The sequence below is a fragment of the Draconibacterium halophilum genome (assembly GCF_010448835.1).
In the GTDB taxonomy this organism is placed as follows: domain Bacteria; phylum Bacteroidota; class Bacteroidia; order Bacteroidales; family Prolixibacteraceae; genus Draconibacterium; species Draconibacterium halophilum.
The window spans coordinates 3763825-3788544 of record NZ_CP048409.1; the positions used below are offsets into that span (position 1 = coordinate 3763825).

Here is a 24720-nt window from a genome sequence, read left to right on the forward strand (position 1 = left end):
ATGATCCAGGAAATTCTGACATACCTGATTATTGCTGCTGCCGTTTTTTGGGCTGCATTAAAAATGTACCGTCGTTTTTTCAAACCGGTAAAAAAGGCAAAAACACATGACTTTAAAAAGGACAAAATTAGCCTAGAGCACAACTGCACCGACTGTTCTGCAGCCGGCTGTGCTTTAAGAGACTTACCTCAAAAGGTTATCGAAAAAAATATTGATCAATGTAACGAAACGGCTGTCCGGTCAGAGTGATTTTAATCCTGAAATAATCTCTTCCGGATTATCGGCACCAAAAACAAAACTACCTGCCACAAGAACATTTGCACCTACATCAAGCAGATTTTTTCCTGTTTCGTAATTTATACCACCATCAACTTCAATAGTACAATTCGCGTTTGTTTCATCAATCATTTTGCGCAATTGCCCAACCTTTTTGTAAGTATTTTCGATGAATTGCTGGCCACCAAACCCAGGATTAACCGACATGAGCAAAACCATATCCAAATCGCCAATAATATCTTCCAGAACAGCTACGGGGGTGTGCGGATTCAAACATACACTTGCTTTGGCTCCGAACGATTTTATTAACTGAACTGTACGATGTAAATGACTACATGCTTCGTAATGCACGGTAAGAACTGATGCTCCAGCCTTAACAAAAGGTTCAATGAATTTATCCGGGTCAACGATCATTAAATGAACATCCAATGGTTTTTCAGCAATTTTCTTTACCTGATTTATTACCGGAATTCCAAAGGATATGTTTGGAACAAACACTCCGTCCATCACATCACAGTGAATATAATCAGCTTCACTTTGATTGATCATTTCGATTTCTTTTCCAAGATTGTTAAAGTCAGCTGCCAGAATGGAGGGTGCCACGAAAGCTCTCATAAGTTAAGTTTATTTACCCAGGTATGCCTTTAGTAACCTGTTGCGGTATTGATTTTTTAGTTTTTTAATTGCTTTTTCTTTTATTTGTCGAACGCGCTCACGAGTTAGTCCAAAAACATGACCAATTTCTTCAAGTGTGTGCGGTTGATACCCTTTTAATCCAAAGTAATACCGCAGAATTTCGGCTTCACGCTCTCCCAAGGTCGATAATGATCGTTCAATCTCCTTACGTAGCGAATTATCCATTAACTCCCCATCGGGGTTTGGCGAATCTTCGTTTAGCATCACATCATACATGCTGTTTCCTTCTTCTTCACGAAGCGGAGCATCCATGGATACATGTGTATTTGAAAAGTTCATGGAATCCTCTATCAGGTCCGGTTTTGATTCCATTAACGCGGCTACCTCATCAACAGTTGGTTCGCGTTGAAATTCCTGCTCGAGTTTATTAAACGCTTTATTGATTTTATTGATCGAACCAATTTTATTTAAAGGTAAACGTACAATTCGCGACTGCTCAGCCAGAGCCTGAAGTATGGACTGGCGTATCCACCAAACGGCATATGAAATAAATTTGAAACCACGGGTTTCATCAAATCGCTCTGCAGCTTTTATCAAGCCTAAATTTCCTTCGTTAATCAAATCCGGTAAACTAAGTCCCTGGTTTTGGTATTGTTTCGAAACAGAAACAACAAATCTGAGGTTTGCTTTTATCAGCGTTTCCAAAGCCTGGCGGTCGCCTTTTTTAATTCGCTTAGCCAACTCAACTTCTTTTTCCGCAGACAACAATTCCACCTTTCCAATTTCATGCAGATACTTATCCAGCGAGAGGGTGTCGCGATTAGTAACCTGTTTGGTAATTTTTAGTTGTCTCATAAATTGTTTTTGTTAACATTAATTTCTTTTAATAATGATGACCTACAACACAATATTACCTTCAGGGGATAAAAGTAACACGTTAAATTTAATAATTTTACCATTATATCTACCATCACTAAGTAAAAACACACAAATCGGCCTACGGTTCAACTCAATTTTTCTATTTAAACCGGCCTATTCTGAAGATAACTTTTAAAATCTTCGTATGCACTGGTCATTAGCTCTCTTTGTTTTTCGCCTTTCATAAAGGCCGCAAGCTTATTAGGTAATTTTACTTCTCCTTTTCCAATAACTTTTTCAACTGTTTCGGTAAACTTTGCCGGGTGTGCCGTTTCTAAAAAAACACCAACTTCATGCTCCGACAAATACTCGCTTAACGATTGGTACCCGCATGCCCCGTGCGGATCGCACAAATATTCTTGTTCGTTGTAAACCTTTAGAATTACCTTCCTAATTTCTTCATCAGAATAACGGTAACCTTTAATCTTTTTGGCAATTACCGAGTGGTCATTCTTATAAAGATCAAGAATACGGGCAAAGTTACTCGGTGCCCCAACATCCATTGCATTGGCAATGGTTTCAACCGATGGGCGTGGTTTATATTCTCCACTTTCAAGGTATTGAAAAACCACATCGTTCTCGTTATTAGCAGCAATAAACTGTTTTACCGGCAATCCCATTTCAGCAGCAATTAATCCGGCCGTAAGATTGCCAAAGTTTCCGCTGGGCACTGAAAATACCAACTTTTTATCATCAAGTTTCCCTGCTTCTTTTAAACGCGCATAAGCATTAAAATAATAAAATGCCTGTGGAAGAAAACGGGCAACATTTATCGAGTTGGCAGATGTAAGCACCATTTTTTTATTCAGCTCTTCATCAAGAAATGCCGTTTTCACCAAATACTGACAATCATCGAAAGTTCCTTCAACTTCCAACGCAGTAATGTTCTGCCCAAGTGTTGTAAATTGTGATTCCTGAATCGTGCTAACCTTCCCTTTTGGATAAAGCACATAAACATGAATGCCTTCAACCCCCAGAAAACCGTTAGCAACAGCACTCCCGGTATCGCCTGATGTAGCCACCAAAACGTTTACCAACTTTTCTTGCTTGTCCAAAAAATGATGGAGCAAACGCGCCATAAAACGCGCTCCCACATCTTTAAATGCCAGCGTTGGCCCATGAAATAGTTCCAACGAATAAATAGAATCGGCAACTTTTACAAGCGGGCAATCAAACTGAAGAGTATCGTACACTATCTCCTTTAGTTTTGCCTCTTCGATATCTTCGCCAAAGAATTTATTTGCAACTTCAAAAGCAATTTCCTGAAACGACAGGTGTTGGATATTTTCAAAAAAAGCAGGTTCGAATTTTTCAATTCGCTCCGGCATAAACAATCCGTTATCGGCTGCCAAACCTTTTACAACTGCTTCTTTTAAAGAAACATCGGGGGTATTTTTATTGGTACTATAGTATTTCATCTCATAACAATTTAAAACTGTTAGGGGCATTCGGTGCAACTCGCCTAAAGTGTCCCAATTTTATGGGATACAATTTTATAAGCTTGTTTCATTACACGAACAAAAATATAGATTTACTTTAAAGGTTTAATTCCTGACACCCATAAAACATGACATATATCAGAAACTTAACACCTTTAGAATTAAAACAAGCAAGGACTACTTTAAAAAAGTACGAATAAATTGGTCACCTTCCAACGTTCCAAAAACGCCATTATGCGTATCAAACTCATCGTAAACTTCCACTGCATCGGCTTCTGTTCCCGGTTTATAAATGGAAAATGGCACGGCATCGCGGGTGTGCGTTTTAAGTGCACAAGGCGTTGGATGATCGGGCAAAATGGCAATTGCCACTTCCTCGTCCATTTTTGCCGTTTCTTCCAGAATGTATTTTACCACACGCTGATCAAGGTACTCAATCGTTTTTGTTTTGAGTTCCACATCACCTTCGTGGCCGGCTTCATCGCTGGCTTCAATATGCAAATACACAAAATCGTTTTCGTTCAGCGCTTCAATCGCAGCCTGTGCTTTTCCTTCGTAGTTGGTATCGTACAAACCTGTTGCCCCTTCAACATGAATTACTTTCATTCCGGCATAAACACCAATTCCATGAATCAGATCGACTGCTGATATAACCGCAGAATTTTCGATACCGAACATTTCTTTTAACGTTGGCATAGCTGGCTTATAACCAGGCGACCATGGCCAGACACTGTTTCCTGCATCTTTCCCTGCTTCCCTACGTTTCTGGTTTATGGGATGGTTTTCGAGCAATTCCTGCGATTTCATAATTAACTCTGTAATCAAATCAGAAGTTTCTTTTGCTGCTTCGGTTTTTGCTTGTGGCAAACAATCTCGGAACGGTGTTCCCGGAACATCGTGCGGTGGTGTGAAAGAAAAATCCTTTATACCTTCTTTTATTACCAAGAGGTGGCGGTACGAAACACCCGAATAGAATTTTATTCTGTCTGTTCCCAGTTTCTCATTAAGATATTGAATCAGTACTTCCGCCTCTTCCGTTGAAATATGTCCGGCCGAGTGGTTTTTAATTTTCTCATCTTCAACACAAATCAGGTTGCAACGCAATCCCAGGTCTCCGGGTTGCAGTTCAACCCCCATGCTGGCAGCTTCAAGCACTCCCCTGCCTTCAAAAACCTTTTCAACATTGTATCCCAAAACAGCCATATTAGCAATCTCACTGCCCGGATGCATACTTTCGGGTACGGTTTTTAATAAGCCTGACTGACCGTTTTTTGCCAACCAATCGATGTGTGGCTTATTGGCCATTTGAAGCGGAGTTTTTCCGCCATATGCTGCGAGTGGCTCGTCCGACATACCATCGCCAAGTATAATTATGTGTTTCATTTTATTCAGAAAATAGTAGAAGAGCGATGTCAGGAGACAGCAGTTAACAACCGATCTTCAAAGTTTTTACACTGTTTTTTTATCAAAGCCTTTAATGGCAAAATTGTTCTAAATGTTCGACACTTTTATTAAATCCGCAAAAACACCGGCGGCGGTTACCGAAGCTCCGGCTCCGTAGCCTTTAATCAGCATCGGAAATTCCTGGTAGCGCTCGGTTGTGTACATCACCAGATTGTTACTTCCTTCAAGGTCGTAAAACGGATGAGATGAATCTACCTCTTGCAATCCGGCTTCGGCTTTACCGTTTTCGAATTTAGCCACAAAACGCCACTTTTTATTTTCAATTACCAGCCTTTTTCGTTCCGTTTCAAACTTGGCATCCAGTTCCTGTACTCCCGTCCAAAACTCGTCAAGACTACCGGCAAAAAGTTCTTCGGGGACAAAACGGTTGATTGAAATATCATCCATTTCAATACGATATCCCGACTCTCGGGCAAGAATCAGAATTTTACGCGCCACATCAACACCACTTAAGTCGACACGGGGATCGGGTTCAGAATATCCTTCTTCCTTGGCCAGTTTAATGGTTTTACTCAATGGAATTTCTGTTGAAATTGTATTAAAAATATAGTTCAGTGTACCTGAAAGAACCGCTTCAATTCTTAAAACCTTATCGCCTGAATTTACCAGATCGTTCAATGTATTTATAATTGGGAGTCCCGCACCAACATTGGTTTCAAAAAGGAATTTTACACCTTTCTTTTTGGCGATTTTCTTCAGTTCGGCGTAGTTGTCGTACTCCGATGAAGCCGCCACTTTATTGGCGGTAACAATGGAAACATTTGAGCTTAAAATATCTTTGTAAAGGTCGGCAACTTCATCGTTGGCAGTACAATCCACAAACACCGAGTTATAAATGTTCATGTCCTTTATTTCGTCAACAAAGCCTTGCAGCGAAGATTTGTTCTCCGAAGCATCGAGTTGTGCCTTAAAAGTCTCTATTTCAATCCCATCACGGTTGAAAAGCATTTTTTTAGAATTGGCTATTCCGGTTAACTTCAATCGTAAATGATTTTCTTTTAAAAGACGCTCCTGCTGTTGTTTTAACTGATCGAGTAAATTCCCTCCAACAGTACCTATTCCCATCAGGAAAATATTCAACTCCACATTCTCCGACAGGAAGAAAGATTCGTGCACCACATTAAGAGTTTTCCGCAGGTCTTCATTTTTAACTACCCACGAAATATTTAACTCCGAAGCCCCCTGCGCGATAGCAATAATATTGACACCACTTTTCCCCATGGTGGAGAATAGCTTTCCGGCAATACCGGTGGTGTGTTTCATATTCCCCCCAACAATAGCAACAACAGAAACACCACTCTCGAGCTCAATTTTATTTACCTGTCCACCCGAAATCTCTTTTTCAAATTCTTCGCGAATTGCAGCTTCTGCTACATCAAGCGCTTTTTCTTCAATGGCCACACTAATTGAATTCTCAGAAGAAGCCTGTGAGATCAGAATCACATTTACATTCACTTTAGCCAGCGCAGTAAATAAACGCATTGAAATACCTGTGACACCAACCATCCCAATCCCTTGCAAAGTAACCAGTGTAATTCCGGAAATAGATGAAATACCTTTAATCGGCCGATCAAATCCATTTCTTACACCTTTAACGATCTTGGTTCCGGAGTTTTCAGGATCAAAAGTATTTTTAATCTGAATTGGAATTCCCTTTTGGTAAACCGGAAGAATTGTTGGTGGATAAATTACTTTGGCACCAAAATGCGAAAGCTCCATTGCCTCCGAGTATGAAATCTCGGGAATGGTATATGCTTTGCGAATAACACGCGGATCGGCAGTCATAAATCCGTTTACATCAGTCCAGATTTCCAGAATTTGAACATCGAGGGCTGCAGCAAGAATAGATGCAGTAAAATCGGAACCACCACGACCAAGCGTGGTAAATTCGCCTTTCGCATTTTTTGAAATAAAACCGGGTACAACTGCTGCTCCTTTAAAACCTGCAAAAGTTTCCTGAATTTTGATGTTGGTCACTTCAAAATCAACAGTTGCTTTGCCAAAGTTGCTATCAGTTTGAATAAATTCGGAAGAATCTTTTCTGGGACAACCAATAAATTCAGCAACAATATGTGACGAAATACGCTCGCCAAGACCAGCAATACGGTCGAGTGTTTTTGTTGTTAACTCGCCCACCAAAGTAATACCGGTAAGCAATTTCTCCAATTCGTCGAGCAAGGCATCAACATTATCTTTTACCGCCCCGATCCGTTAAAAAGTTCGCGAATAGTATCATCGTGTATTCTCTTGATTTCCGTAAATTCCGTATGAAAGTCGCCTGTACCTGAGGCAGCATTGTGAGCTGCCATTAGAATTTTATCGGTTATACCGCCAAGAGCGGAAACTACCACAACAACATCGTCATTCTGGTTGAGGACAATGTCCTTTACTCGTTTAATGTTTGCGGCGGAACCTACGGATGTTCCACCAAACTTCAACACTTTCATACGGGATATTTTATAAATTAATAGTTGTAAAAATTACTCAATCTTTGTCTGTCTAATAAAAAAAAACGGATGAATCGACAGAATCAATTCACCCGGTATATTCTGTCTATATCAGTTTTATCTATTCTGTGGTTGTGGGTCCGGTAATGGCTTCAATAATTTTCGTTTCCAACTCCTGAGCCAGCTCGGGATTATCAAGAATCAAACTACGCACTGTTTCGCGTCCCTGACCCAATTTTGTTTCGCCATAGCTAAACCACGATCCACTCTTTTTTATAATATTATACTGAACGCCCAAATCAATAATTTCGCCTGATTTAGAAATTCCTTCGCCATACATAATATCAAATTCAGCTTTGCGGAATGGCGGTGCCACTTTGTTTTTCACCACTTTCACACGAACGTGGTTACCACTCACCTCATCACCATCTTTAACCTGGCCAATTCGGCGAATATCCAACCGCACCGATGCATAAAATTTAAGTGCGTTACCACCGGTAGTAGTTTCAGGATTACCGAACATTACACCAATTTTTTCGCGCAACTGGTTAATAAAAATGCAACAGGTTTTTGTTCTGTTAATGTTGGCCGTAAGTTTACGCAGTGCCTGCGACATCAAACGTGCCTGAAGCCCCATTTTTGAGTCTCCCATTTCGCCTTCCAATTCCGCTTTTGGTGTTAATGCTGCCACCGAGTCGATTACAACAATATCCAAAGCTCCTGAACGAATCAGGTTATCAGTAATTTCCAATGCCTGCTCGCCGTTGTCGGGTTGCGAAATTAAAAGCTCGTCGATATCAACCCCCAGTTTACGTGCATAATATGGATCAAAAGCGTGCTCGGCATCAACCATCGCTGCAATTCCACCGGCTTTTTGAGCCTCTGCAATTGCATGGATTGCCAAGGTTGTTTTACCTGATGATTCAGGACCATAAATCTCAACTACACGGCCCTTTGGAAATCCGCCTACACCTAATGCCACATCAAGCGCAATCGATCCGGATGAAATAGCGGGGACATCTTCGTCGGCCCGATCGCCCATACGCATTATCGAGCCTTTTCCATAGCTCTTTTCAATTTTATCCATTGTCAGCTGAAGTGCTTTCAGCTTTTCTTTGTTCATTTCAGCTCTCTCCTCTTTTGTCATGTTCAGCTTAGGTTATAGATTTAATGATTCAATTATTTGATTGGTGTGGTCTTTCGTTTTTACTTTTTCAAAAATATCGACGATTACGCCCTCTTCATCAATTACAAAGGTTTTACGCAATACGCCCATGTATTCTCTGCCATAGTTTTTCTTCAAACCCCACGCGCCAAATGCCTGCAGAATTTCTTTTTCGGTATCGGCAATAAGGTCGAATTTAAAGCCAAATTTTTCAATAAATTTCTGATGCGATTTTTCACTATCGGGGCTCACTCCCACTACTTCAAAACCCTTTTCCAACCACGCGTCGTAGTTGTCGTTTAAATTACACGATTCGGCCGTACAACCGGGAGTATTGTCTTTCGGATAGAAATAAAGTATCAGTTTTTTGCCGGCAAAATCCTTTAGTGCGATCTTCTCTCCATTTTGATTTTTACCTTCAAATTCCGGTGCCTTATCTCCAACTTTTAAATCTGCCATGTCTTACGAATTAATCAATTTTACAAATATAGTTTAATAAATGATAAATTTCAGTTCTATTCTTTATCTTAGCTGCTACTTCAGTTTAATTTAATCTCTGAAAAAATACATTTTTTTGTAGATTTACATGCACAAAAAAGAACGGGTTTTTACTATGATTTTTAGAAAGCTAACAGCACTACTAACAATACTCTCTGTTTTTTTGTTTGCATCCAACAACATTTTTGGAGGCAACCAGGAAAATCTGCTTACACAAGCCATTCATTTGTATGAAGAAGGCAAGTTTGCTGATGCCGAGCTCATTCTTAAAAAGCTACTGGATGAAAACCCTGACCACCTGATGGTTAATTACTATTATGGTGCCTGCCGCACTGAAAACGGTCATTACGGCACCAACGAAATCATTTCCCTGCTGAATGGAAGCTTGGGTGAATCTCCATTAAAAACCGATTATTATATTGCCGTTCAGTACCACGCAAAAAACCGCTGGGACGAGGCATTAAAACACTATAATTTATTCAAAGAAAAAACCGATAATACAACGGCTCAAGAAGTTGGTCTTGCTGAAAAAATGCAGATGTGCCGCGATAAAATTAATCCGTTTGCGCAACATGAAGAAGAGGTAATTGAAACTGCTGAAACGGATATGCTGCCAACAGCAGTGCCACGCGAATCGGAACCCGAATCATTTAACCCGGTTATTGGCGAAACAGCAATTGCAGCAGAAGCAACTGATTCAACAGAAAGTTTTACCACAATCGATTCAGTTTTAACTGACTCAACAATTATCGACTCAACCGTAGCTGAACCGGAAGCTATTGAAGAACAAATTGCAGTATTAGCAGAGCCGATAAATTTCGTCGTTAATGCAGAGATCACTTATCCCGACACTACTTTTTTCAAAACTAAAAAAGGATTAAAATTATACACAGAGGGAAGGGCCAAACAAGAAGAGCTGGAGCAAACAATTAGCGAAACCGATGAACTCCGAAAAAAATATGGCTCCGCAACGTCATATACCGAGCGGCAAACCTTGGGCAAACAAATTCTTGATAAAGAGATAAATATTTTTCAACTCCGTGAAGCTTCAGAGGAATTGCTGCTAAAATCGCAACAGAAAGAAAATGCCTACTGGCAAAGTGCTTCCTACGAAGAAAAACAGGCATTCCACAAACAGGCTGATGAATATTTAGCTGCTTATAATGCCAGTTCAACTCCGGAAGAACCGGATTCTATTATTCTGGTGGCACCGTCAATTGCTACTACAAAGCGAAGCTCAACAAACGAAAACGACCAAACGCCCGAAGATGAATTGATATACAAGATACAACTAGGCGCATACAGCCGCGGTTTACCGGCCTATGTAAAACGATTATTCGACAAGTTATCTTATATTCGTAAAATTGAAAATTACACCGACGAAAATGGCATTGTTGTGTACACAACCGGAAACCTTACGAACTATGGTGATGCAGTAAAAATGCAGGAACAAGTGCGCCGGGAAGGTATAGAAGATGCCTATGTTGTACCGTATTTTAACGGAAAAAGAATAACTTTGAATGAAGCAAAAGAAATTACAAACGACAAATGACGCAGAAAGAGACTAAAAAAATCCAAAAAGATGATTTTAGAGAAGGAGTTGTTGAAGAGAATTTCCTGACTTTGCATAACGACGATGTACACTCGTTCGACTATGTGATTGACGCTTTGATTGATGTTTGCAGCCATGGTTACGAGCAGGCCACGCAATGTACTATGCTGGTTCATTACAAAGGCAAATGCGATGTAAAAAAAGGAGCATTTGATGCACTAAAACCATTGAAAGATGCACTAATCGAGCGCGAATTAAACGCAACTATTGATTAAAACATATGAGCATTCTTGCTATTATTTTGCTTATTCTTCTCGGCCTGATACTGCTACTCATCGAGTTTGCAGTGATCCCCGGAGTTACCATCGCCGGAATTGGCGGTTTTCTTCTTTTAGGAGGAGCAGTGTATGTGGCGTTTGCCGAATACGGAGTACTTCCCGGTTTTATAACTCTTGCCATTGTACTCATCCTTGCCCCTGCAATGATTTACTACTTTTTCAAATCGCGAACAGGAAAAAAGATGATTCTGGAAAAAAACATCGATGGAAAATTAGAGCTTATTAATAAGGAAAAAATTGTTGTTGGCGATACAGGCAAATCAATTGGCCGGCTTGCTCCAATGGGCAAAATAAAAGTTAACGGAGAAATAGTTGAAGCTCAATCCACCGGATCATTTATCGATCACAATACCGAAATAAAAATTCTAAAAATAGATTTCAATAAAATTATCGTTGAACCTTTAAAGAAATAAAAATATGGTAGAAGCATTAGGTGCCTGGGGATTAATCATCGGGTCAATCGTTTTACTTTTTATAATCCTTTATTTTATCCCGATAGGATTATGGTTTTCAGCATTGGTATCAGGCGTACGAATCTCGCTGATCCAATTATTTTTAATGCGTTTCAGAAAAGTTCCTCCGGGAGTGATTGTTCGCGCAATGATTGAAGGGGCCAAGGCCGATGTTGATTTAAGTCGCGATGCCCTGGAAGCGCATTACCTGGCTGGTGGCCACGTGGCAAGAGTTGTTCATGCGTTGGTATCTGCAGCAAAAGCAAATATTGAGTTGCCTTTTAATATGGCTACAGCAATTGATCTGGCAGGCCGCGATGTTTTTGAAGCCGTTCAGATGTCGGTGAATCCGAAAGTAATTAACACACCTCCTGTAACTGCTGTTTCAAAAGACGGTATTCAGCTGATTGCAAAAGCCAGGGTAACCGTTCGCGCCAACATTAAGCAATTGGTAGGTGGTGCAGGAGAAGAAACTGTTCTTGCCCGTGTTGGTGAAGGTATTGTTTCCTCAATAGGATCATCGCATTCACACAAAGCAGTGCTGGAAAATCCTGATTTTATTTCACGTGTTGTGCTTGAAAAAGGACTGGATGCCGGAACAGCATTCGAAATACTTTCTATTGACATTGCCGATATTGATATTGGTAAAAACATTGGAGCTGTTCTACAGATGGACCAAGCTGGGGCTGACAAAAATATTGCGCAGGCAAAAGCAGAGGAACGCCGTGCCATGGCAATTGCACTTGAGCAGGAAATGATTGCTAAAGCACAGGAAGCACGTGCAAAAGTTATTGAAGCTGAGGTTCAGGTTCCACTGGCAATTGCGGAAGCATTCCGAAGTGGAAATCTGGGAATTATGGATTATATGAAATACAAAAATATTATGGCTGACACCACTATGCGCGAATCAATTGCGGATGATGATAAAAGCAAAACCACCGACGAGGACGAATAAAACTGATTAATGATAAACCCAAAAAGCCCGCTGCAGATTGCAGCGGGCTTTTTGTTGCTTTTGTTTTTAAATTTTTTTTTAAAGCTTAAGCGTTTGTTAAAAAATATGTATTTCTATTCACTTTTTGGTGATATTTAGCCAGAGGATATGTTTTTCAGCATACCTTTGCAGCATAAGTTTTAGTTCATAAGTTTAGGTTTGATTAGTTTTATTGGTTTAGTTAGTGAAAAGGATGGGTGTTGACCCGTCCTTTTTTTAGTTTACACCAAACACAAATTATCTATTCAAGCCGCCTCCATATTCAATTTCCACACGATAGATTTTCTTGAAGACCAGATAGATTTAAAATATGTTATAAAACACATTTTTTAACATTCGGGTAACCTCCGGTTCACATTCGCACCTTATCTTTGTAGCATAAGTTTTAGTTCATAAGTTTAGGTTTGATTAGTTTTATTGGTTTAGTTAGTGAAAAGGATGGGTGTTGACCCGTCCTTTTTTTGTTTTCCCCTTTTCGAATCACAAACCCTAGTAGAAACTCTTCACTCACCCCTACAATACATTTCATCCGGCTACAGTTTTTCTATTTCAATCCTAATCCAGTAAAAGACCAACATCATACTATTTACCTACTTTTTTAAATTAACTTCCATCTGTTTATTCGGCAACTGTTTTAAGTGTAAAATTTGGAAGACCCATTTTTTTATGATGATTGATTTGAAATAGTTTGATTGTTTCTATTCAAATTAATACGTAGTTAACATCTGCATTAATTCGAAATCTTCTTTATTAAAAAAACAAATAATTTCACCCAATCTCAAAAAACACAACATATCCCACTGATTAACTGAGTAATACAAACCTAAACTGGCATAACAAATAGATTTCATTGAAGAGCCATAAAGTTAAAATATGTTATTGAGCACATTATTTAACATCCGATTAACCTCATATTCATAGATTCACCCTACATTTGTGTTATAAGTTTAGTTCATAAGTTTAGGTTTGATTAGTTTTATTGGTTTAGTTAGTGAAAAGGATGGGTATCGACCCGTCCTTTTTTTGTTTAAACACCTCTACACGCCATTACCTTTTTGACAGCAATACCCTTTCTTATTTTCTTTTTGACACAAACAAAACTTTATTCAAATCATAAACAGCCTCTATCGTTGATAAATTTTTACAATTAGACTAAACACGACTTAACATTTGGGTAATCTTTATCTCATAGAAACGACGTACATTTGTACCATAAGTTTTAGTTCATAAGTTTAGGTTTGATTAGTTTTATTGGTTTAGTTAGTGAAAAGGATGGGTGTTGACCCGTCCTTTTTTAGTTTACACCAACCATACGATAAAACAAACAAGAAAAACCAACGCTACAGCTCCATTAATTACACAAGATTTATAAACATCATTCTTCGTTACAAGCCGGGAATTTTCTCCAATAATAGGTTTGTTTATTACTTTACCATGATAGCGATTAGTACCTCCAAAACGACAATCAAGAATACCGGCCAACGCTGCCTCGGGGTACCCTGCATTTGGGCTTGCATGTTTTTTGCCATAGCGAAAGATAAATTTGAATCCTCGAAAACTAAAACTTATTGTCGCCATTAAAACAGCCGTCAATCTTGCCGGAATAAAATTCAACACATCATCAAGTTTTGCAGCAAAAAAGCCAAACTCTTTGTAACGCTCATTTTTATAACCTATCATCGAGTCGAGAGTATTGGCCATTTTATAAGCAAACATGGCAGGCACACCACCAACTGTATAGAAAAACAAGGGAGCAATTACGCCGTCGCTGAGATTTTCGGCCAGCGTTTCCAAAACGGCAGTTCGAATCTGATTTTCGTTTAACTGTGCGGTCTCACGCCCAACAATCAACGATAATTGCACCCTCCCTGATTCCAGTCCTTCTTTTTCCAATTTAAAGATTACCCGAAGCGCCTCTTGTATCAACGACCGATTGGCTAAACCGTAGAAAACAAAAATGGAAGAAACGATTAAGAATAAATTCTGAAATTCAGACAATGCCAATAAGCCCAATTTGAAAATAAAGAATGTGCTAATTATTAATATGGAAGACAGGATTGCTCCCTTTATTTTTTTATGGGTTCCCCGGTTTAATTTCGTTTCTCCAAATAAAATTGCTTTACCAAACAAACGAATCGGGTGCGGTAAAAAGTGCGGATCGCCAATTAGGCAGTCGAGGGTAAATCCTGCCAGAAGAGGCACGATAATTTCGAGGTTTTCACTCAATTTCCATCGATTTATAAATATATCCAATATCTACGTTTTCCCTAATCAGTTTGGCCAGTTTATCGTATTGCTCTTCTTTAAATTGTTGAAAATCGAATGCACTAACAGATTGCTTTCCCGCTGCTTTCAAAATTCGGCTCACCACTTTATTATTATCAAAAATACCATGAATGTAGGTTCCCCAGGTTCTTTCACAAAGGTAATAACCATCCTCCTTTTGGCCATTTACAATACAGGTAGGGCTCAATTTTTTGGCAATCGTTTCGCCCATATGAATTTCGTAACCTTTGCCTTCCTCTTCGTTTTGAAAAATAAACGAACATTGCTCTGTCACTTTTTCTTCGGTAAGAATTGTCTCTACCGGTAAAATTCCCAGACCGGGAACTTTTCCTATTTGACCTTCAACATGGTGCGGATCGGCAATCCACTCGCCCATCATCTGAAAACCACCACAAATTCCATAAACAGCTTTTCCTTGCTGGTGAGCTTTTTTTACGGCAGATGCCATTCCACGTTTCTGAAGAAATAAAACATCGGCAATAGTATTTTTTGAGCCAGGCAAAATTACAATATCTGCCTTATCGATATCTTCAGGCGATGCCGCATAAAACAGGTTAACTTCCGGTAAGTGCTCCAAATAATTAAAATCAGTAAAATTCGACATGTGTGGTAAAAGCACCACCGCAATATTGGTCTTCCCTTCCACGGCTTTAAACTGCTTTTTATCAACTACTACCGAATCCTCATCATCAATATAAATATCGCGAAAGTACGGAATAATGCCAACTACCGGCACCCCACAAAGCTCCTCCAGTTTTTTAGCACCATCTTCAAACAGGGAAATATCGCCCCTGAATTTATTAATGATTATTCCTTTCACCAGCTTACGCTCTTGCTTGGGCAACAAAAGCATTGTTCCGTATACGCTACCAAAAACACCACCTTTGTCAATATCGGCAATAAGGTAAGTTGCGGCATTTTTCTCCACCGCAACCCGCATATTTGTAATATCCTTTTCCCAAAGATTTACTTCCGAGATACTTCCTGCTCCTTCTACAACAATCGGGTTAAATTCCGCTTCCAGGTGCGAAAATGCATTCATGGCTTCGCTAAACAGAAAATCGCGATCGGTTTCGTTAAAATATGCTTTGGCTGATTTATTGGCCCATGGTTTACCATTCAACACAATTTGCGAATCCATGTAACTTGTTGGTTTCAACAGCACAGGATTCATTTCAACCCGGCAATCAATACCACATGCTTCGGCTTGAACTGCCTGAGCACGGCCAATTTCCAAACCATCAGAAGTAGGAAAACTATTGAGCGACATGTTTTGTGCTTTAAACGGAGCCGGAGACAACGCATCCTGTTTAAAAATACGGCAGAATCCGGCATTTATTACACTTTTCCCAACATCGGAGCCGGTACCGACAAACATTATAGGGCGGTATTTTTGTATCTTATTCATGCTTCTTAATCTCCAATATAGTAACGCTGCCATAGGGCGGTTTAAAATTTTCAAACAAATCGCCAATGGGTACTCCTTCAATTACACTTTTTAGAATACGAATGACTCCGGCATGGGTAACGACGGCAATATTTTTAGTATTATATTTCTTTATTTCGTTGATAAACGCGGAAACACGCTTCATCATTTCCGGATAAGACTCGCCATTTTTTGTAGCCTGTATTTTATAATTATTCATCCAGCACTTTCCTTCACGACCGGCGTAAATATCATCCCATGATTGCATTTCCCAATCTCCAAAATTTAGTTCTTTTAAACGTGAATCGTATTTAATATCGGTTTGCACGAAAAGACTTTCAGTCAATTTCCGGCAGCGGATGAGCGGACTGGACCATATTTGATCAAAGTTTACACTTTTAATTTCCTGCGCCAGCTTTTTCTGTTCTTCGTAAAACGAGCCGGCCACATCAACATCAGTTTGCCCGTAACAAATGCCAGCCTTTACATTTACACGCGTATGTCGGATCGCATAGATATTCATAAAGAATTCTGATAAGCGAGAATACACAAATAGAAAAACACTTCGCAAAGTTGTTGCAACGCGCCCAATACATCACCGGTGTAGCCGTCTAATTTTCGTGTTATGTAATTTCGGAAGAAGAATGTTACAATTAGCAATACCGCCACTGCCAGCACTACCTCCTGCCACTCGAGAAATACCAACGAAATGCAACCCGTTATCAGAGCAAATAACAATGAAAACAGCGAATCGGCCTTCCCTACAGGTTTTGTTTTGCTACTTGCATCAAGGCGTGCATATTTTGATGAATAAATAAGTAGAACCGGAAAAACACGGCTAATGGCGTGTCCTGCGATTAAGATTAATGGTATTCTTGTGGGTTCCAGGTGCATTAGAGACAGGAATTTCGCGACCAGGACAAACAATATACCAACAGTTCCATAAGTGCCGATACGACTGTCTTTCATGATTTCCAAAATACGCTCGGGGGTGTATCCGCCGCCAAAACCATCGCAGAAATCGGCAAATCCATCCTCATGAAAAGCTCCGGTTAACAAAATAGTTGCAACCATACTCAGAACCACAGCCACTGACACCGGTAGTATTACTCCGAACATTGAAAAAACCAGTGCCCCACTCCTCCCACAATCCATCCGATTATGGGGAAGTACCGTGTTGATTTGTTGAGCATTTTCTCCGACCAGCCTTGGATGTGGCCAACCGGAATACGGGTGTAAAACATCAGGGCGGTAAGGAATATTTTGATTTCGTTTTTCATATAGTTGGCTTTAATCAGCCTGCTATTCTTTGTTACTTACACCGGCATCTTCCATACTACTCATCTCATTCAGGAAATTTACAGCAGATTTTACCAAAGGCAATGCCACCGCTGCACCTCCTCCTTCGCCCAGGCGCATTCCCAACTGAAGCAAAGGTTTTACGCCCAGAAATTCCAACATTAATTTATGCCCTTTTTCGTCGGAACTGTGGCAAAAGATACAATTTTCTTTTACTGAAGCATCAAACTGAATAGCTGTTAAGAGAGCGGCAGTAGAAATAAAACCATCGATAAGGATGATCATATTTTGCTTTTTTGCTTCGAGGTAGGCGCCGGTCATTGCAGCAATTTCCAGGCCTCCAAATGTGGTTAAAACTTCCTCAGCCGATTGAGGATCATATTTTTCTGAAATTTCTTTTAATATTCTTGTTTTCCGATCTAGCTGCTTATCTCCCAAACCTGATCCACGTCCGGTGCAATCTTCAATAGGATGACCTGTAAATTTGTGCATTAACAGCGATGAAGAAGAGGTATTCCCAATTCCCATTTCGCCACAAGCGACGGTATTGCAACCCTTGGCGACCTCAACACGAACGGCTTTACACCCGACTTCCATTGCTGCCCGGCACTCTCCAATTGTCATGGCTGGTTCTTTTCGCATGTTACAAGTACCACGAGCAATTTTGGCATTTACTACCGGCAGGTTTTCAGAAAAATCATAATCAACCCCCACATCAAAAACCTTTAGTTCCATTTCGTTCTGACGACAGAAAACATTGATGGATGCACCTCCTGCACAAAAATTCATTACCATTTGCCAGGTTACATCTTTGGGGTACGGACTAATTCCTTCGTCGGCCAAACCATGATCGGCGGCAAAAACCAGGTGCGCCGGATTTTCAATTTTTGGCGACAATGTATTTTGTACCAGCCCGACTTGAAGGGCAATCTCTTCAAGCACACCAAGCGAACCAAGTGGCTTGGTTTTGTTATCTATTTTGTGTTGAAGAAGCCCCTCTAAATCTCCCCAAAGGGGAGACTTTTTCTTCCCTTCAACATTGGTAGCATGTTTGTTGTCTGCAATTGCGTTCTTTATTTTTTCTTCCATCATTTATGGGTTATATACATTTAGTGCAGTATTAAAATTTAAGCATAAGACGCTTCGTAACCCTCTCCTTTGTGCGGGTCGGGGGAGGCTTTCACTTGTATAGGTATTCCGGAAACCATAAGAAAAACTTCGTTGGCCGTTTGTGCAATGTACTGGTTCATCCAGCCTTGCAGATCGGCAAATTTGCGGGCCATTTCATTTTCAGGATGAACTCCCATTCCCAATTCGTTGCTTACCACAAAAAGCTCCATGTTCTGGTTAATAAATTTATTCCACTCACGTTTGGCCAGTTCAAGGCTGGTATCCACATCATTCTTATTCTGATAAAAAATGTTTGTTAACCACAGCGTAATACAATCAAGCAGCACTGTTTTTCCTGTCAGGACGTGTTTGCTAATCTCGATTTCTTCTTCAATTGTTATCCACTGTTCGCCCCTATCGGACTGATGGCGTTTTACGCGCTTATGAAAATCTTCGTCCCAGATACGTGCAGTTGCCAGATATACCGGAGACGCCGAACTTTCTTCTGCACGTTTTTGAGCAAAACTACTTTTCCCTGATCGTTGACCGCCTGTTATAAATGTGATTTGTGCCATACTTTGTTTTTTCAACTGACAATTCAAATGCTTCGCCTAATCAACAAAATGGGGGCTTCCAAAACAGAAAGCCCTTTTTCCCAATTTGTTTCGATTTTCAGTTTTGGATGATTTACCGATCCAAAATCTATTTCAACAGTAACCTTTTCTCCGCCTTTGGCAAAGGCCGATAATCCTAAGAAGCAGGCCAACAGCAGATAAAGGCAGAATATTTTTAATTTTTTTATTGTTTATTCAACATCCAAAAGCATGAATGGCGCAATACCTGTTTCGTATTCATTCAGCTCTGTTCCGTCGGATGAGTATGTTATTACTGAACCATTTGAAGTTACATTGTCAGAAAAGAAACAAAACAATTTATTGTCGTAGTAACCCAACCCATTCAGGCCATTCACTCCATCTATGAATTTCTCGGCTTCGAAACTTTTTGATGCCACATCAAATACTGATACACCACCGGGCATTCCATATCCGCCGGTAGTTACTATATACAATTTCGAGAAGTCATCATTAAACTCAAAAACATCAACGTAGTTCATACTGCTTACTCCTTCCAAATCATATTTGGCCTCAAATTCATCGGTAGAAGTATTGATGTAACCGATTCCCGTTTGAGTGGTTTCATCGCCATAAGCAACTCCCAGATTGATATACAGATTATTCTGCTCATCCTTTTCAAAATACGAAGGAATGTTGCCTTCGGGAAGATCGATATATGAAACCTCTTCCGTATCCAAATCGACTACTGCTACACGATTCGTATAATTTAATGCAGCATACAATTTGTTTCCGACAATAGCCAAACCTTCGGGGCCATAATGCACCGGAATTGTAGTTACAACTTCATTTGTAGTTAAATCCACTTTTGCAATGTACGACAAAGTAGGATCGGCATACACCGCACCTCCCCAGCATGAAACATACAGGTAATCGCCCAGCGCCTGACAATTGCGAGGGCTCACAATCTGATCGGTGATTCCATTTTCAGTCTGCTCAAATGTTTTAGCATCAACCCAAAAGATCTGATCGGCAGTATTTCCCGTCATATAAATTTCGCCGTTATAGTTGTAGGCAAACTGAATATTTGAAGTGATGTCCAATCCGTTTGCTGAATTGTAATACTGATTAACCACCTTATCGGTATATTTATTGTATGCCGTAATGGTCGATTTATCTCCCGACCAGCTTCCGGCGTTAACAATGTAAGCAAGGTTGGCATCAACATTTATTTGTTGGCTAACATATTTTTCGGATTGCCCTTCCTTCACACTTAAAGTTACATCATAAATACCTGGCTCGGAATAAACATGCTCTACTGATTCATCATTTAACGTTGTTCCATCTCCCATATCCCAGGTATAAACAACATCCATATTCGACAACGAATTGTTTGTAAAATAAACGGTATCTCCAACCTGAATATTTTCTTCAGGTGAGAAAGAAAAGCCCAGCGTTATATCTAAACTTTCATCATCATCGCAAGCAGTGAAAGCAATAGCCAACACGGCCAAAAACATCAAAATTTTAAATCGGTTTTTCATTTTGCAATTTGTTTTTTAGTTGAATTTATATGTAATACTTAATCGGTAGGCAATGCCGGGCATGGCGTAGCCCCAACTCGACTGATAATTGGTATCCTGTAAGTTGTTGATCATTCCGTTAATTCGGATTTGATTCTTGCTGTCGATTATCCAGTTGTAACCAACAGCCACATTCATAAGAAAATAAGCATCGAGAATATTTTTCTGCTCCTCGTCAGTGAATTGCTCATCCGTGTAACTTCCGTCAATCGTAAAATCGAATTTATTATAAGCTACCGTTGTGAAAAAATTACCGGCATGAAGTGGTACATATTCCAGCTGTCGGTTGAGTGCATTCGTGTTATTCTCCGACTCTTTTCGCTCTGCGGAAGTATAAGTATAATTTAGCCCCGAATTCGCTTTCAATCCCCAGATAGTATAATCCCAATCCGTCATAAACTCCAGCCCTTTACTTTGTACATTTTCCACATTTGCGGCATACCAGTAAGAACCGCCGTTTTTCCACAAAATCCAGTCGTCCACATTCATCAGGAAAGCATTCAGTTTTATATTTCCGGAAATGGTTCCCACACAGTAGCTCCACTTTGAACCGAATTCATAACTCATTCCTTTTTCGGGATTCAGGTCGGGATTTCCGCCGGGCACCCAAAAGCGGTCGTTAAACGTTGGAACACGATAACTCCGTGCAACATTTCCGGTAAACCTGAGTACATACTTTTCTTTTGAAAGTACCATGTAATTCAATCCAAACGACGGAGTAAACGGCACATCGTAATCGGTTACATAACCGTAGCGTAAATTCAGAGTTGCAGTTAAACGATTAAAGAAACGTTGGTAGTACGAAGCATACAAATCTACCCGATTCTCGTGTTTCAGCAATTCGGAATAAGCATAAACCGTGGGATAAATACGGGTAGCTTTTGCTCCGGCTTTGTAGCTGGCATTGGGCGAAAAATCGTGTTCAACAAATGCCTCGCCAATTATGCGTTGGGTTGTAATAGTATCGGAAGTATTTTCGTTGCTAACGGCATTATCATATACATATCCGCCGTTAATTTCGAATTTGAAGGGATTTTTGCGGTTTTTATAACCTGTCCAGATACGTACATGGTCATCTTTGTATTCTTCGCGTAAATCCGGATTACTAAGGTTGGTTTGCATGTTTTGCTGAACAAGATGCCAGTCTTTTTCCAACCAAACATTAAATATAAAAAACTCATTCTTGTTGAACTTATAATTCAGCTCCTGCAGTAATCCCATATTTTCAATAGCGGCATTGTGCTGCGTATCTTCTATTTCAAAAATATCGTTTTCAAAATCGCGGTAGTTGGGGTTCGTAAATTTGAAATCATTGGTTTTCGCATAATAATATGCACGTGTAACAGCTTCAAACTTTCCGTTTCCCCAAAAGAGTTTTGTGCCGTAAAGCTGCTCACCAAACGATCCGTTTGCAATGCGGGCTTCGGCCTTAAAACCTCTGGCCCAGTTGTTTTGCAGGCCTAAATGAATGGCTCCGCCAATACTTCCCGAGCCGTTTACAGAACTGGCACTTCCAAACTGCACACCAATATTATCGAATAGGTAAATAGGTACATTGTTTACATTGGAATGGCCCAGTGTAAGCGAATTAATATTTATCCCGCCAAAATTAAAACTGGTATGATCGGGCGCCGAGCCCCGAATACGAATTGTTGCCAAACCTCCGGCATTGGTTTTAAAAGCAATAGGCAAACTACGCGACAGCAATTGCTCAAGATTCCCATCCTGTGCCAGTGAAAACTGTTTGGCGTTGATACGTTCGATTTTGGCACCCGACTGGTATTTCTGTAACTTCCCGTAACTAACCACCTCTTCAACATGAACAGTATCAAGAATAGTAAATGGTTTTTGCGCTACAACACACGCCACTATGGCAACCATTAAAAACCCTAAAATAACAAACCTCCTCATTACAACATTTTTAAGGAGCTTTGGATAATCGGTGAAAAATATTGAAATATTTCTCAAGCTTTTTATCCCGAAGCTTAATTTATAACTGTTGAATTTATGGCAGGTCTTCTGGCTCATCCCGGTTATTGATGCCTTCCCTCCCTTTATTGCCGGGAAGTGGCGTGTAGTTCAATAACACAATCCGTCAAACGACAGATAGGATTTACAGCTGCGGGTACAGCTCCGGTTTTTCACCGGATTCCCTTTTCATCTAATTTCTGAAACAGAAATTTTAAGAACCTAAATTCACTGACAAAGATAAGCAAGTGTTTTTAACATCGACAATTTAATTAAGAAAGATGGCGTTGGCTGAGCTGATAATTATTAACAAGCCGGTTGATAAAACAGCAAAAGAGTTGTGAGTCTGTTTAATAGCAAATTAAAGCGGGTAAACAACAAATATAATTTTGAATTAAGAATGCCGATTTATAAAATCGGCAACTGACAAACTTGAACTTAAACAATGGATTAACTTTTTTTAATGACCTCCTCCGACACCAGAAAAACCACCGGTTTATTCGATACAGGGTTAACGCGTGTGATAACTACTGTATCATACACGGCCTCAATATCTTTATAATTCAGCACTTCTAGAGGTTGTCCCTGTTTCCTAATCCGTCCTTCCTGCATCATAATCAGTGAATCGCAATATTCGCCGGCCAGATTCAGGTCGTGAATGATCATCAACACTGTTAGGCCTAACTCGCGGCTAAGGCGGCGTATCAAGTTTAGTATTTGTACCTGATGCGTAATATCTAAATGCGAAGTTGGCTCGTCAAGCAAAAGCAAATCGGGTTCTTGTGTAAGTGCACGGGCAATTCCTGCCAGTTGCTGCTCTCCACCGCTTAGTGCATTCATATATTTACCTTTCAGTTTTTCAACACCAGTAAGTTTGATGTATTTTTCAGCAATGGCAAAGTCTTCTTTGGTTTCGAAAAACTGGAATTGTTTATGGTACGGAATACGCCCCATCAACACATATTCCTCCACGGTCATACTTCCAATTTCAATATTCTGAGTAACGATGGCAATATTTTGGGCACGCTGTTTCAATCCCATTTTCTGCGTATTTTGGCCTTTCAATTCTATTTTCCCTTTTAAAGGCGGAAGTTCCCCTGCAACACCTCTGAACAAAGTGGTTTTTCCCGAACCGTTTGGACCGATAATTCCTACAAAATCACCTTTCGTCACTTCAAAACCTACATCCTTCAGTAAAAACTTACCGGGATATCCGCAGGAAAAATTATTGATCTGAAAAAACTGCTCCATGCTAATTCAGTTTGAAATGTGATTTTGAACGACTCAGCACAATTATAAATACCAATCCCCCAACAAAACCTGTAATTACCCCGATAGGCAGTTCGTTGGGCGATATTATTGTTCGTGCAATAATATCTGAAAGAATAAGAAAAATAGCACCTCCCAAAAACGAACCTGCTAAAAGAATACGATAATCGTTTCCAATAACAAGACGTATAACATGTGGAATTACCAAACCCACAAATCCGATTACACCCGCCACCGAAACGGCAATTCCGGTAAGCAATGAAGCCACAAAAAACAGCAATTTTATGGCTAGTCCGGTGTTAATTCCGAGGTGCCGTGCTTTTACCTCACCCAGGCGAAGTGCATTTAGCGTTTGTGCAAAAAAGTAAGAGATCGCAAGTCCGGCCAACGATGAGTAAAAGGCAATTGCTATTAAAGAATTATTTGATTCATCCAACGATCCCATCACCCAAAATACAATATTATGGAGGTTATCGCTGGTGGAAATAGACATTAAAAACATCATGGCTGACGAAGACACGAAACTGACCATTACTCCGATCAATAACATACTATTTATGCTTAAACCACCGCGTTTAATGCTTAAAAAATAAACCACAAAAAGTGTGAAGAGCGCTCCGACAAAGCCAAAAGCCGGCAGTGAGAAAAAGCTCAGCGCATTCAATCCAAAAACAATAGCAACGGCCACGCCAAGTGCTGCACCACCGGAGATGCCAAGCGTATAAGGTTCTACCAGCGGATTGCGGTAAATGCCTTGCAACACAACTCCCGACAGACTTAAAGCTCCGCCGACACCAATGGCGAGTAAAATTCGTGGAATTCGGATCTTGGTTAAAACAGTATATTCAATGCTTCCATTATCTGATAGAATTTGTGGCAACTGCGAGAGCGATATTTTCACTTCTCCTGATGACAACGAAAACAAAACCGACACCAGCAGCAACACCAAAAGTGCTGCTAAAAAAAGTATCCATTTAAAATATTTTCTATTCATTATCGAAAAATATGCTGTTATCGAAATTTTGCTG

General features: G+C 40.0%; 24 protein-coding genes and 1 riboswitch. Of the genes, 5 read left to right on the plus strand and 19 right to left on the minus strand.

Annotated elements, in window-relative coordinates; genetic code table 11:
* Positions 1-249 (plus strand): hypothetical protein, encoded by a 249-nt coding sequence (locus G0Q07_RS15210; RefSeq protein ID WP_163347706.1) that lies wholly within the window; start codon positions 1-3, stop codon positions 247-249.
* Here G0Q07_RS15210 and rpe read toward each other — a convergent pair.
* The 8 genes from rpe to bcp all read right to left on the minus strand — a co-directional run bounded on the left by rpe (position 241) and on the right by bcp (position 8804).
* Complete coding sequence (gene rpe / locus G0Q07_RS15215; RefSeq protein WP_163347708.1) at positions 241-891, minus strand: ribulose-phosphate 3-epimerase; 651 nt, start codon at positions 889-891, stop codon at positions 241-243. The genes G0Q07_RS15210 and rpe overlap by 9 nt on opposite strands.
* Before the next feature lie 9 nt (positions 892-900).
* Positions 901-1767: a sigma-70 family RNA polymerase sigma factor gene (locus tag G0Q07_RS15220; protein WP_163347710.1), complete on the minus strand. Its 867-nt coding sequence runs from the start codon at positions 1765-1767 to the stop codon at positions 901-903.
* Positions 1768-1934: 167 nt separating this feature from the next.
* Positions 1935-3248 carry a threonine synthase gene (thrC, locus tag G0Q07_RS15225; protein WP_163347713.1) on the minus strand — a complete coding sequence of 438 codons (1314 nt, stop codon included), beginning with the start codon at positions 3246-3248 and terminating at the stop codon, positions 1935-1937.
* 198 nt (positions 3249-3446) lie between these two features.
* A complete protein-coding gene (locus tag G0Q07_RS15230; RefSeq protein ID WP_163347715.1) occupies positions 3447-4652 on the minus strand; it encodes a cofactor-independent phosphoglycerate mutase in 1206 nt (401 codons plus the stop codon).
* Between the two features lie 108 nt (positions 4653-4760).
* Positions 4761-6911 carry a bifunctional aspartate kinase/homoserine dehydrogenase I gene (thrA, locus tag G0Q07_RS15235; protein ID WP_262887970.1) on the minus strand — a complete coding sequence of 717 codons (2151 nt, stop codon included), beginning with the start codon at positions 6909-6911 and terminating at the stop codon, positions 4761-4763.
* A gap of 17 nt (positions 6912-6928) precedes the next feature.
* On the minus strand, positions 6929-7180 hold the full coding sequence (locus G0Q07_RS21090) for an amino acid kinase family protein (RefSeq protein WP_262887971.1): 252 nt from the start codon (positions 7178-7180) through the stop codon (positions 6929-6931).
* 121 nt (positions 7181-7301) lie between these two features.
* A complete protein-coding gene (recA, locus tag G0Q07_RS15240; protein ID WP_163347718.1) occupies positions 7302-8327 on the minus strand; it encodes a recombinase RecA in 1026 nt (341 codons plus the stop codon).
* Positions 8328-8339: 12 nt separating this feature from the next.
* The gene (gene bcp / locus G0Q07_RS15245; RefSeq protein ID WP_163347720.1) at positions 8340-8804 is read right to left on the minus strand and encodes a thioredoxin-dependent thiol peroxidase; all 465 of its coding nucleotides are present in this window, start codon (positions 8802-8804) and stop codon (positions 8340-8342) included.
* Positions 8805-8958: 154 nt separating this feature from the next.
* Between bcp and G0Q07_RS15250 the strand changes: the two genes are divergently transcribed.
* Genes G0Q07_RS15250 through floA form a run of 4 tightly spaced genes read left to right on the plus strand, consistent with a single transcriptional unit; the run spans position 8959 to position 12140 of the window.
* Positions 8959-10395: a tetratricopeptide repeat protein gene (locus tag G0Q07_RS15250; RefSeq protein ID WP_163347722.1), complete on the plus strand. Its 1437-nt coding sequence runs from the start codon at positions 8959-8961 to the stop codon at positions 10393-10395.
* Positions 10392-10670 carry an ATP-dependent Clp protease adaptor ClpS gene (locus tag G0Q07_RS15255; protein ID WP_163347724.1) on the plus strand — a complete coding sequence of 93 codons (279 nt, stop codon included), beginning with the start codon at positions 10392-10394 and terminating at the stop codon, positions 10668-10670. Before G0Q07_RS15250 ends, G0Q07_RS15255 begins: the two co-directional genes overlap by 4 nt.
* 5 nt (positions 10671-10675) lie before the next feature.
* Positions 10676-11146, plus strand: a complete 471-nt coding sequence (locus tag G0Q07_RS15260; RefSeq protein ID WP_163347727.1) for an NfeD family protein — start codon at positions 10676-10678, stop codon at positions 11144-11146.
* Positions 11147-11150: 4 nt separating this feature from the next.
* Complete coding sequence (gene floA / locus G0Q07_RS15265; protein ID WP_163347736.1) at positions 11151-12140, plus strand: flotillin-like protein FloA; 990 nt, start codon at positions 11151-11153, stop codon at positions 12138-12140.
* A 1338-nt stretch (positions 12141-13478) separates the two neighbouring features.
* On the opposite strand, the gene cbiB is transcribed toward floA, so the two are convergent.
* The 11 genes from cbiB to G0Q07_RS15320 form a co-directional block, all read right to left on the minus strand.
* Positions 13479-14405 carry an adenosylcobinamide-phosphate synthase CbiB gene (gene cbiB, locus G0Q07_RS15270; protein ID WP_163347744.1) on the minus strand — a complete coding sequence of 309 codons (927 nt, stop codon included), beginning with the start codon at positions 14403-14405 and terminating at the stop codon, positions 13479-13481.
* Positions 14398-15873 carry a cobyric acid synthase gene (locus G0Q07_RS15275; RefSeq protein ID WP_163347746.1) on the minus strand — a complete coding sequence of 492 codons (1476 nt, stop codon included), beginning with the start codon at positions 15871-15873 and terminating at the stop codon, positions 14398-14400. Before G0Q07_RS15275 ends, cbiB begins: the two co-directional genes overlap by 8 nt.
* Entirely contained in the window at positions 15866-16414 is a 549-nt protein-coding gene (gene cobC, locus G0Q07_RS15280) for an alpha-ribazole phosphatase (RefSeq protein WP_163347748.1), read from the minus strand. Before cobC ends, G0Q07_RS15275 begins: the two co-directional genes overlap by 8 nt.
* Complete coding sequence (locus G0Q07_RS15285) at positions 16411-17010, minus strand: adenosylcobinamide-GDP ribazoletransferase (protein ID WP_163347750.1); 600 nt, start codon at positions 17008-17010, stop codon at positions 16411-16413. Before G0Q07_RS15285 ends, cobC begins: the two co-directional genes overlap by 4 nt.
* Entirely contained in the window at positions 16998-17171 is a 174-nt protein-coding gene (locus G0Q07_RS15290; protein WP_163347752.1) for an adenosylcobinamide-GDP ribazoletransferase, read from the minus strand. The genes G0Q07_RS15285 and G0Q07_RS15290 overlap by 13 nt, the downstream gene beginning before the upstream one ends.
* Before the next feature lie 22 nt (positions 17172-17193).
* The gene (cobT, locus tag G0Q07_RS15295; RefSeq protein ID WP_203532568.1) at positions 17194-18282 is read right to left on the minus strand and encodes a nicotinate-nucleotide--dimethylbenzimidazole phosphoribosyltransferase; all 1089 of its coding nucleotides are present in this window, start codon (positions 18280-18282) and stop codon (positions 17194-17196) included.
* Between the two features lie 35 nt (positions 18283-18317).
* Positions 18318-18875: a bifunctional adenosylcobinamide kinase/adenosylcobinamide-phosphate guanylyltransferase gene (cobU, locus tag G0Q07_RS15300; RefSeq protein ID WP_163347755.1), complete on the minus strand. Its 558-nt coding sequence runs from the start codon at positions 18873-18875 to the stop codon at positions 18318-18320.
* A 230-nt stretch (positions 18876-19105) separates the two neighbouring features.
* Positions 19106-20416, minus strand: a complete 1311-nt coding sequence (locus G0Q07_RS15305; RefSeq protein ID WP_163347757.1) for a PKD domain-containing protein — start codon at positions 20414-20416, stop codon at positions 19106-19108.
* 15 nt (positions 20417-20431) lie between these two features.
* Positions 20432-22366, minus strand: coding sequence for a TonB-dependent receptor (locus G0Q07_RS15310; protein WP_163347760.1), 1935 nt, complete (start codon positions 22364-22366; stop codon positions 20432-20434).
* 81 nt (positions 22367-22447) lie between these two features.
* Positions 22448-22663, minus strand: a riboswitch (cobalamin riboswitch).
* Between the two features lie 210 nt (positions 22664-22873).
* Positions 22874-23674: an ABC transporter ATP-binding protein gene (locus tag G0Q07_RS15315; RefSeq protein WP_163347762.1), complete on the minus strand. Its 801-nt coding sequence runs from the start codon at positions 23672-23674 to the stop codon at positions 22874-22876.
* 1 nt (position 23675) lies between these two features.
* On the minus strand, positions 23676-24686 hold the full coding sequence (locus G0Q07_RS15320; protein WP_163347764.1) for a FecCD family ABC transporter permease: 1011 nt from the start codon (positions 24684-24686) through the stop codon (positions 23676-23678).
* Positions 24687-24720 lie beyond the last annotated feature (34 nt).

Bases quoted from the DNA above. Each gene is read 5' to 3' on its own strand.
- G0Q07_RS15210 (WP_163347706.1), top strand. From the start codon at position 1: ATGATCCAGGAAATTCTGACATACCTGATTATTGCTGCTGCCGTTTTT.
- rpe (WP_163347708.1), bottom strand. From the start codon at position 891: ATGAGAGCTTTCGTGGCACCCTCCATTCTGGCAGCTGACTTTAACAAT.
- G0Q07_RS15220 (WP_163347710.1), bottom strand. From the start codon at position 1,767: ATGAGACAACTAAAAATTACCAAACAGGTTACTAATCGCGACACCCTC.
- thrC (WP_163347713.1), bottom strand. From the start codon at position 3,248: ATGAAATACTATAGTACCAATAAAAATACCCCCGATGTTTCTTTAAAA.
- G0Q07_RS15230 (WP_163347715.1), bottom strand. From the start codon at position 4,652: ATGAAACACATAATTATACTTGGCGATGGTATGTCGGACGAGCCACTC.
- G0Q07_RS21090 (WP_262887971.1), bottom strand. From the start codon at position 7,180: ATGAAAGTGTTGAAGTTTGGTGGAACATCCGTAGGTTCCGCCGCAAAC.
- recA (WP_163347718.1), bottom strand. From the start codon at position 8,327: ATGACAAAAGAGGAGAGAGCTGAAATGAACAAAGAAAAGCTGAAAGCA.
- bcp (WP_163347720.1), bottom strand. From the start codon at position 8,804: ATGGCAGATTTAAAAGTTGGAGATAAGGCACCGGAATTTGAAGGTAAA.
- G0Q07_RS15250 (WP_163347722.1), top strand. From the start codon at position 8,959: ATGATTTTTAGAAAGCTAACAGCACTACTAACAATACTCTCTGTTTTT.
- G0Q07_RS15255 (WP_163347724.1), top strand. From the start codon at position 10,392: ATGACGCAGAAAGAGACTAAAAAAATCCAAAAAGATGATTTTAGAGAA.
- G0Q07_RS15260 (WP_163347727.1), top strand. From the start codon at position 10,676: ATGAGCATTCTTGCTATTATTTTGCTTATTCTTCTCGGCCTGATACTG.
- floA (WP_163347736.1), top strand. From the start codon at position 11,151: ATGGTAGAAGCATTAGGTGCCTGGGGATTAATCATCGGGTCAATCGTT.
- G0Q07_RS15275 (WP_163347746.1), bottom strand. From the start codon at position 15,873: ATGAATAAGATACAAAAATACCGCCCTATAATGTTTGTCGGTACCGGC.
- cobC (WP_163347748.1), bottom strand. From the start codon at position 16,414: ATGAATATCTATGCGATCCGACATACGCGTGTAAATGTAAAGGCTGGC.
- G0Q07_RS15285 (WP_163347750.1), bottom strand. From the start codon at position 17,010: ATGTTCGGAGTAATACTACCGGTGTCAGTGGCTGTGGTTCTGAGTATG.
- G0Q07_RS15290 (WP_163347752.1), bottom strand. From the start codon at position 17,171: ATGAAAAACGAAATCAAAATATTCCTTACCGCCCTGATGTTTTACACC.
- cobT (WP_203532568.1), bottom strand. From the start codon at position 18,282: ATGATGGAAGAAAAAATAAAGAACGCAATTGCAGACAACAAACATGCT.
- cobU (WP_163347755.1), bottom strand. From the start codon at position 18,875: ATGGCACAAATCACATTTATAACAGGCGGTCAACGATCAGGGAAAAGT.
- G0Q07_RS15305 (WP_163347757.1), bottom strand. From the start codon at position 20,416: ATGAAAAACCGATTTAAAATTTTGATGTTTTTGGCCGTGTTGGCTATT.
- G0Q07_RS15310 (WP_163347760.1), bottom strand. From the start codon at position 22,366: ATGAGGAGGTTTGTTATTTTAGGGTTTTTAATGGTTGCCATAGTGGCG.
- G0Q07_RS15315 (WP_163347762.1), bottom strand. From the start codon at position 23,674: ATGGAGCAGTTTTTTCAGATCAATAATTTTTCCTGCGGATATCCCGGT.
- G0Q07_RS15320 (WP_163347764.1), bottom strand. From the start codon at position 24,686: ATGAATAGAAAATATTTTAAATGGATACTTTTTTTAGCAGCACTTTTG.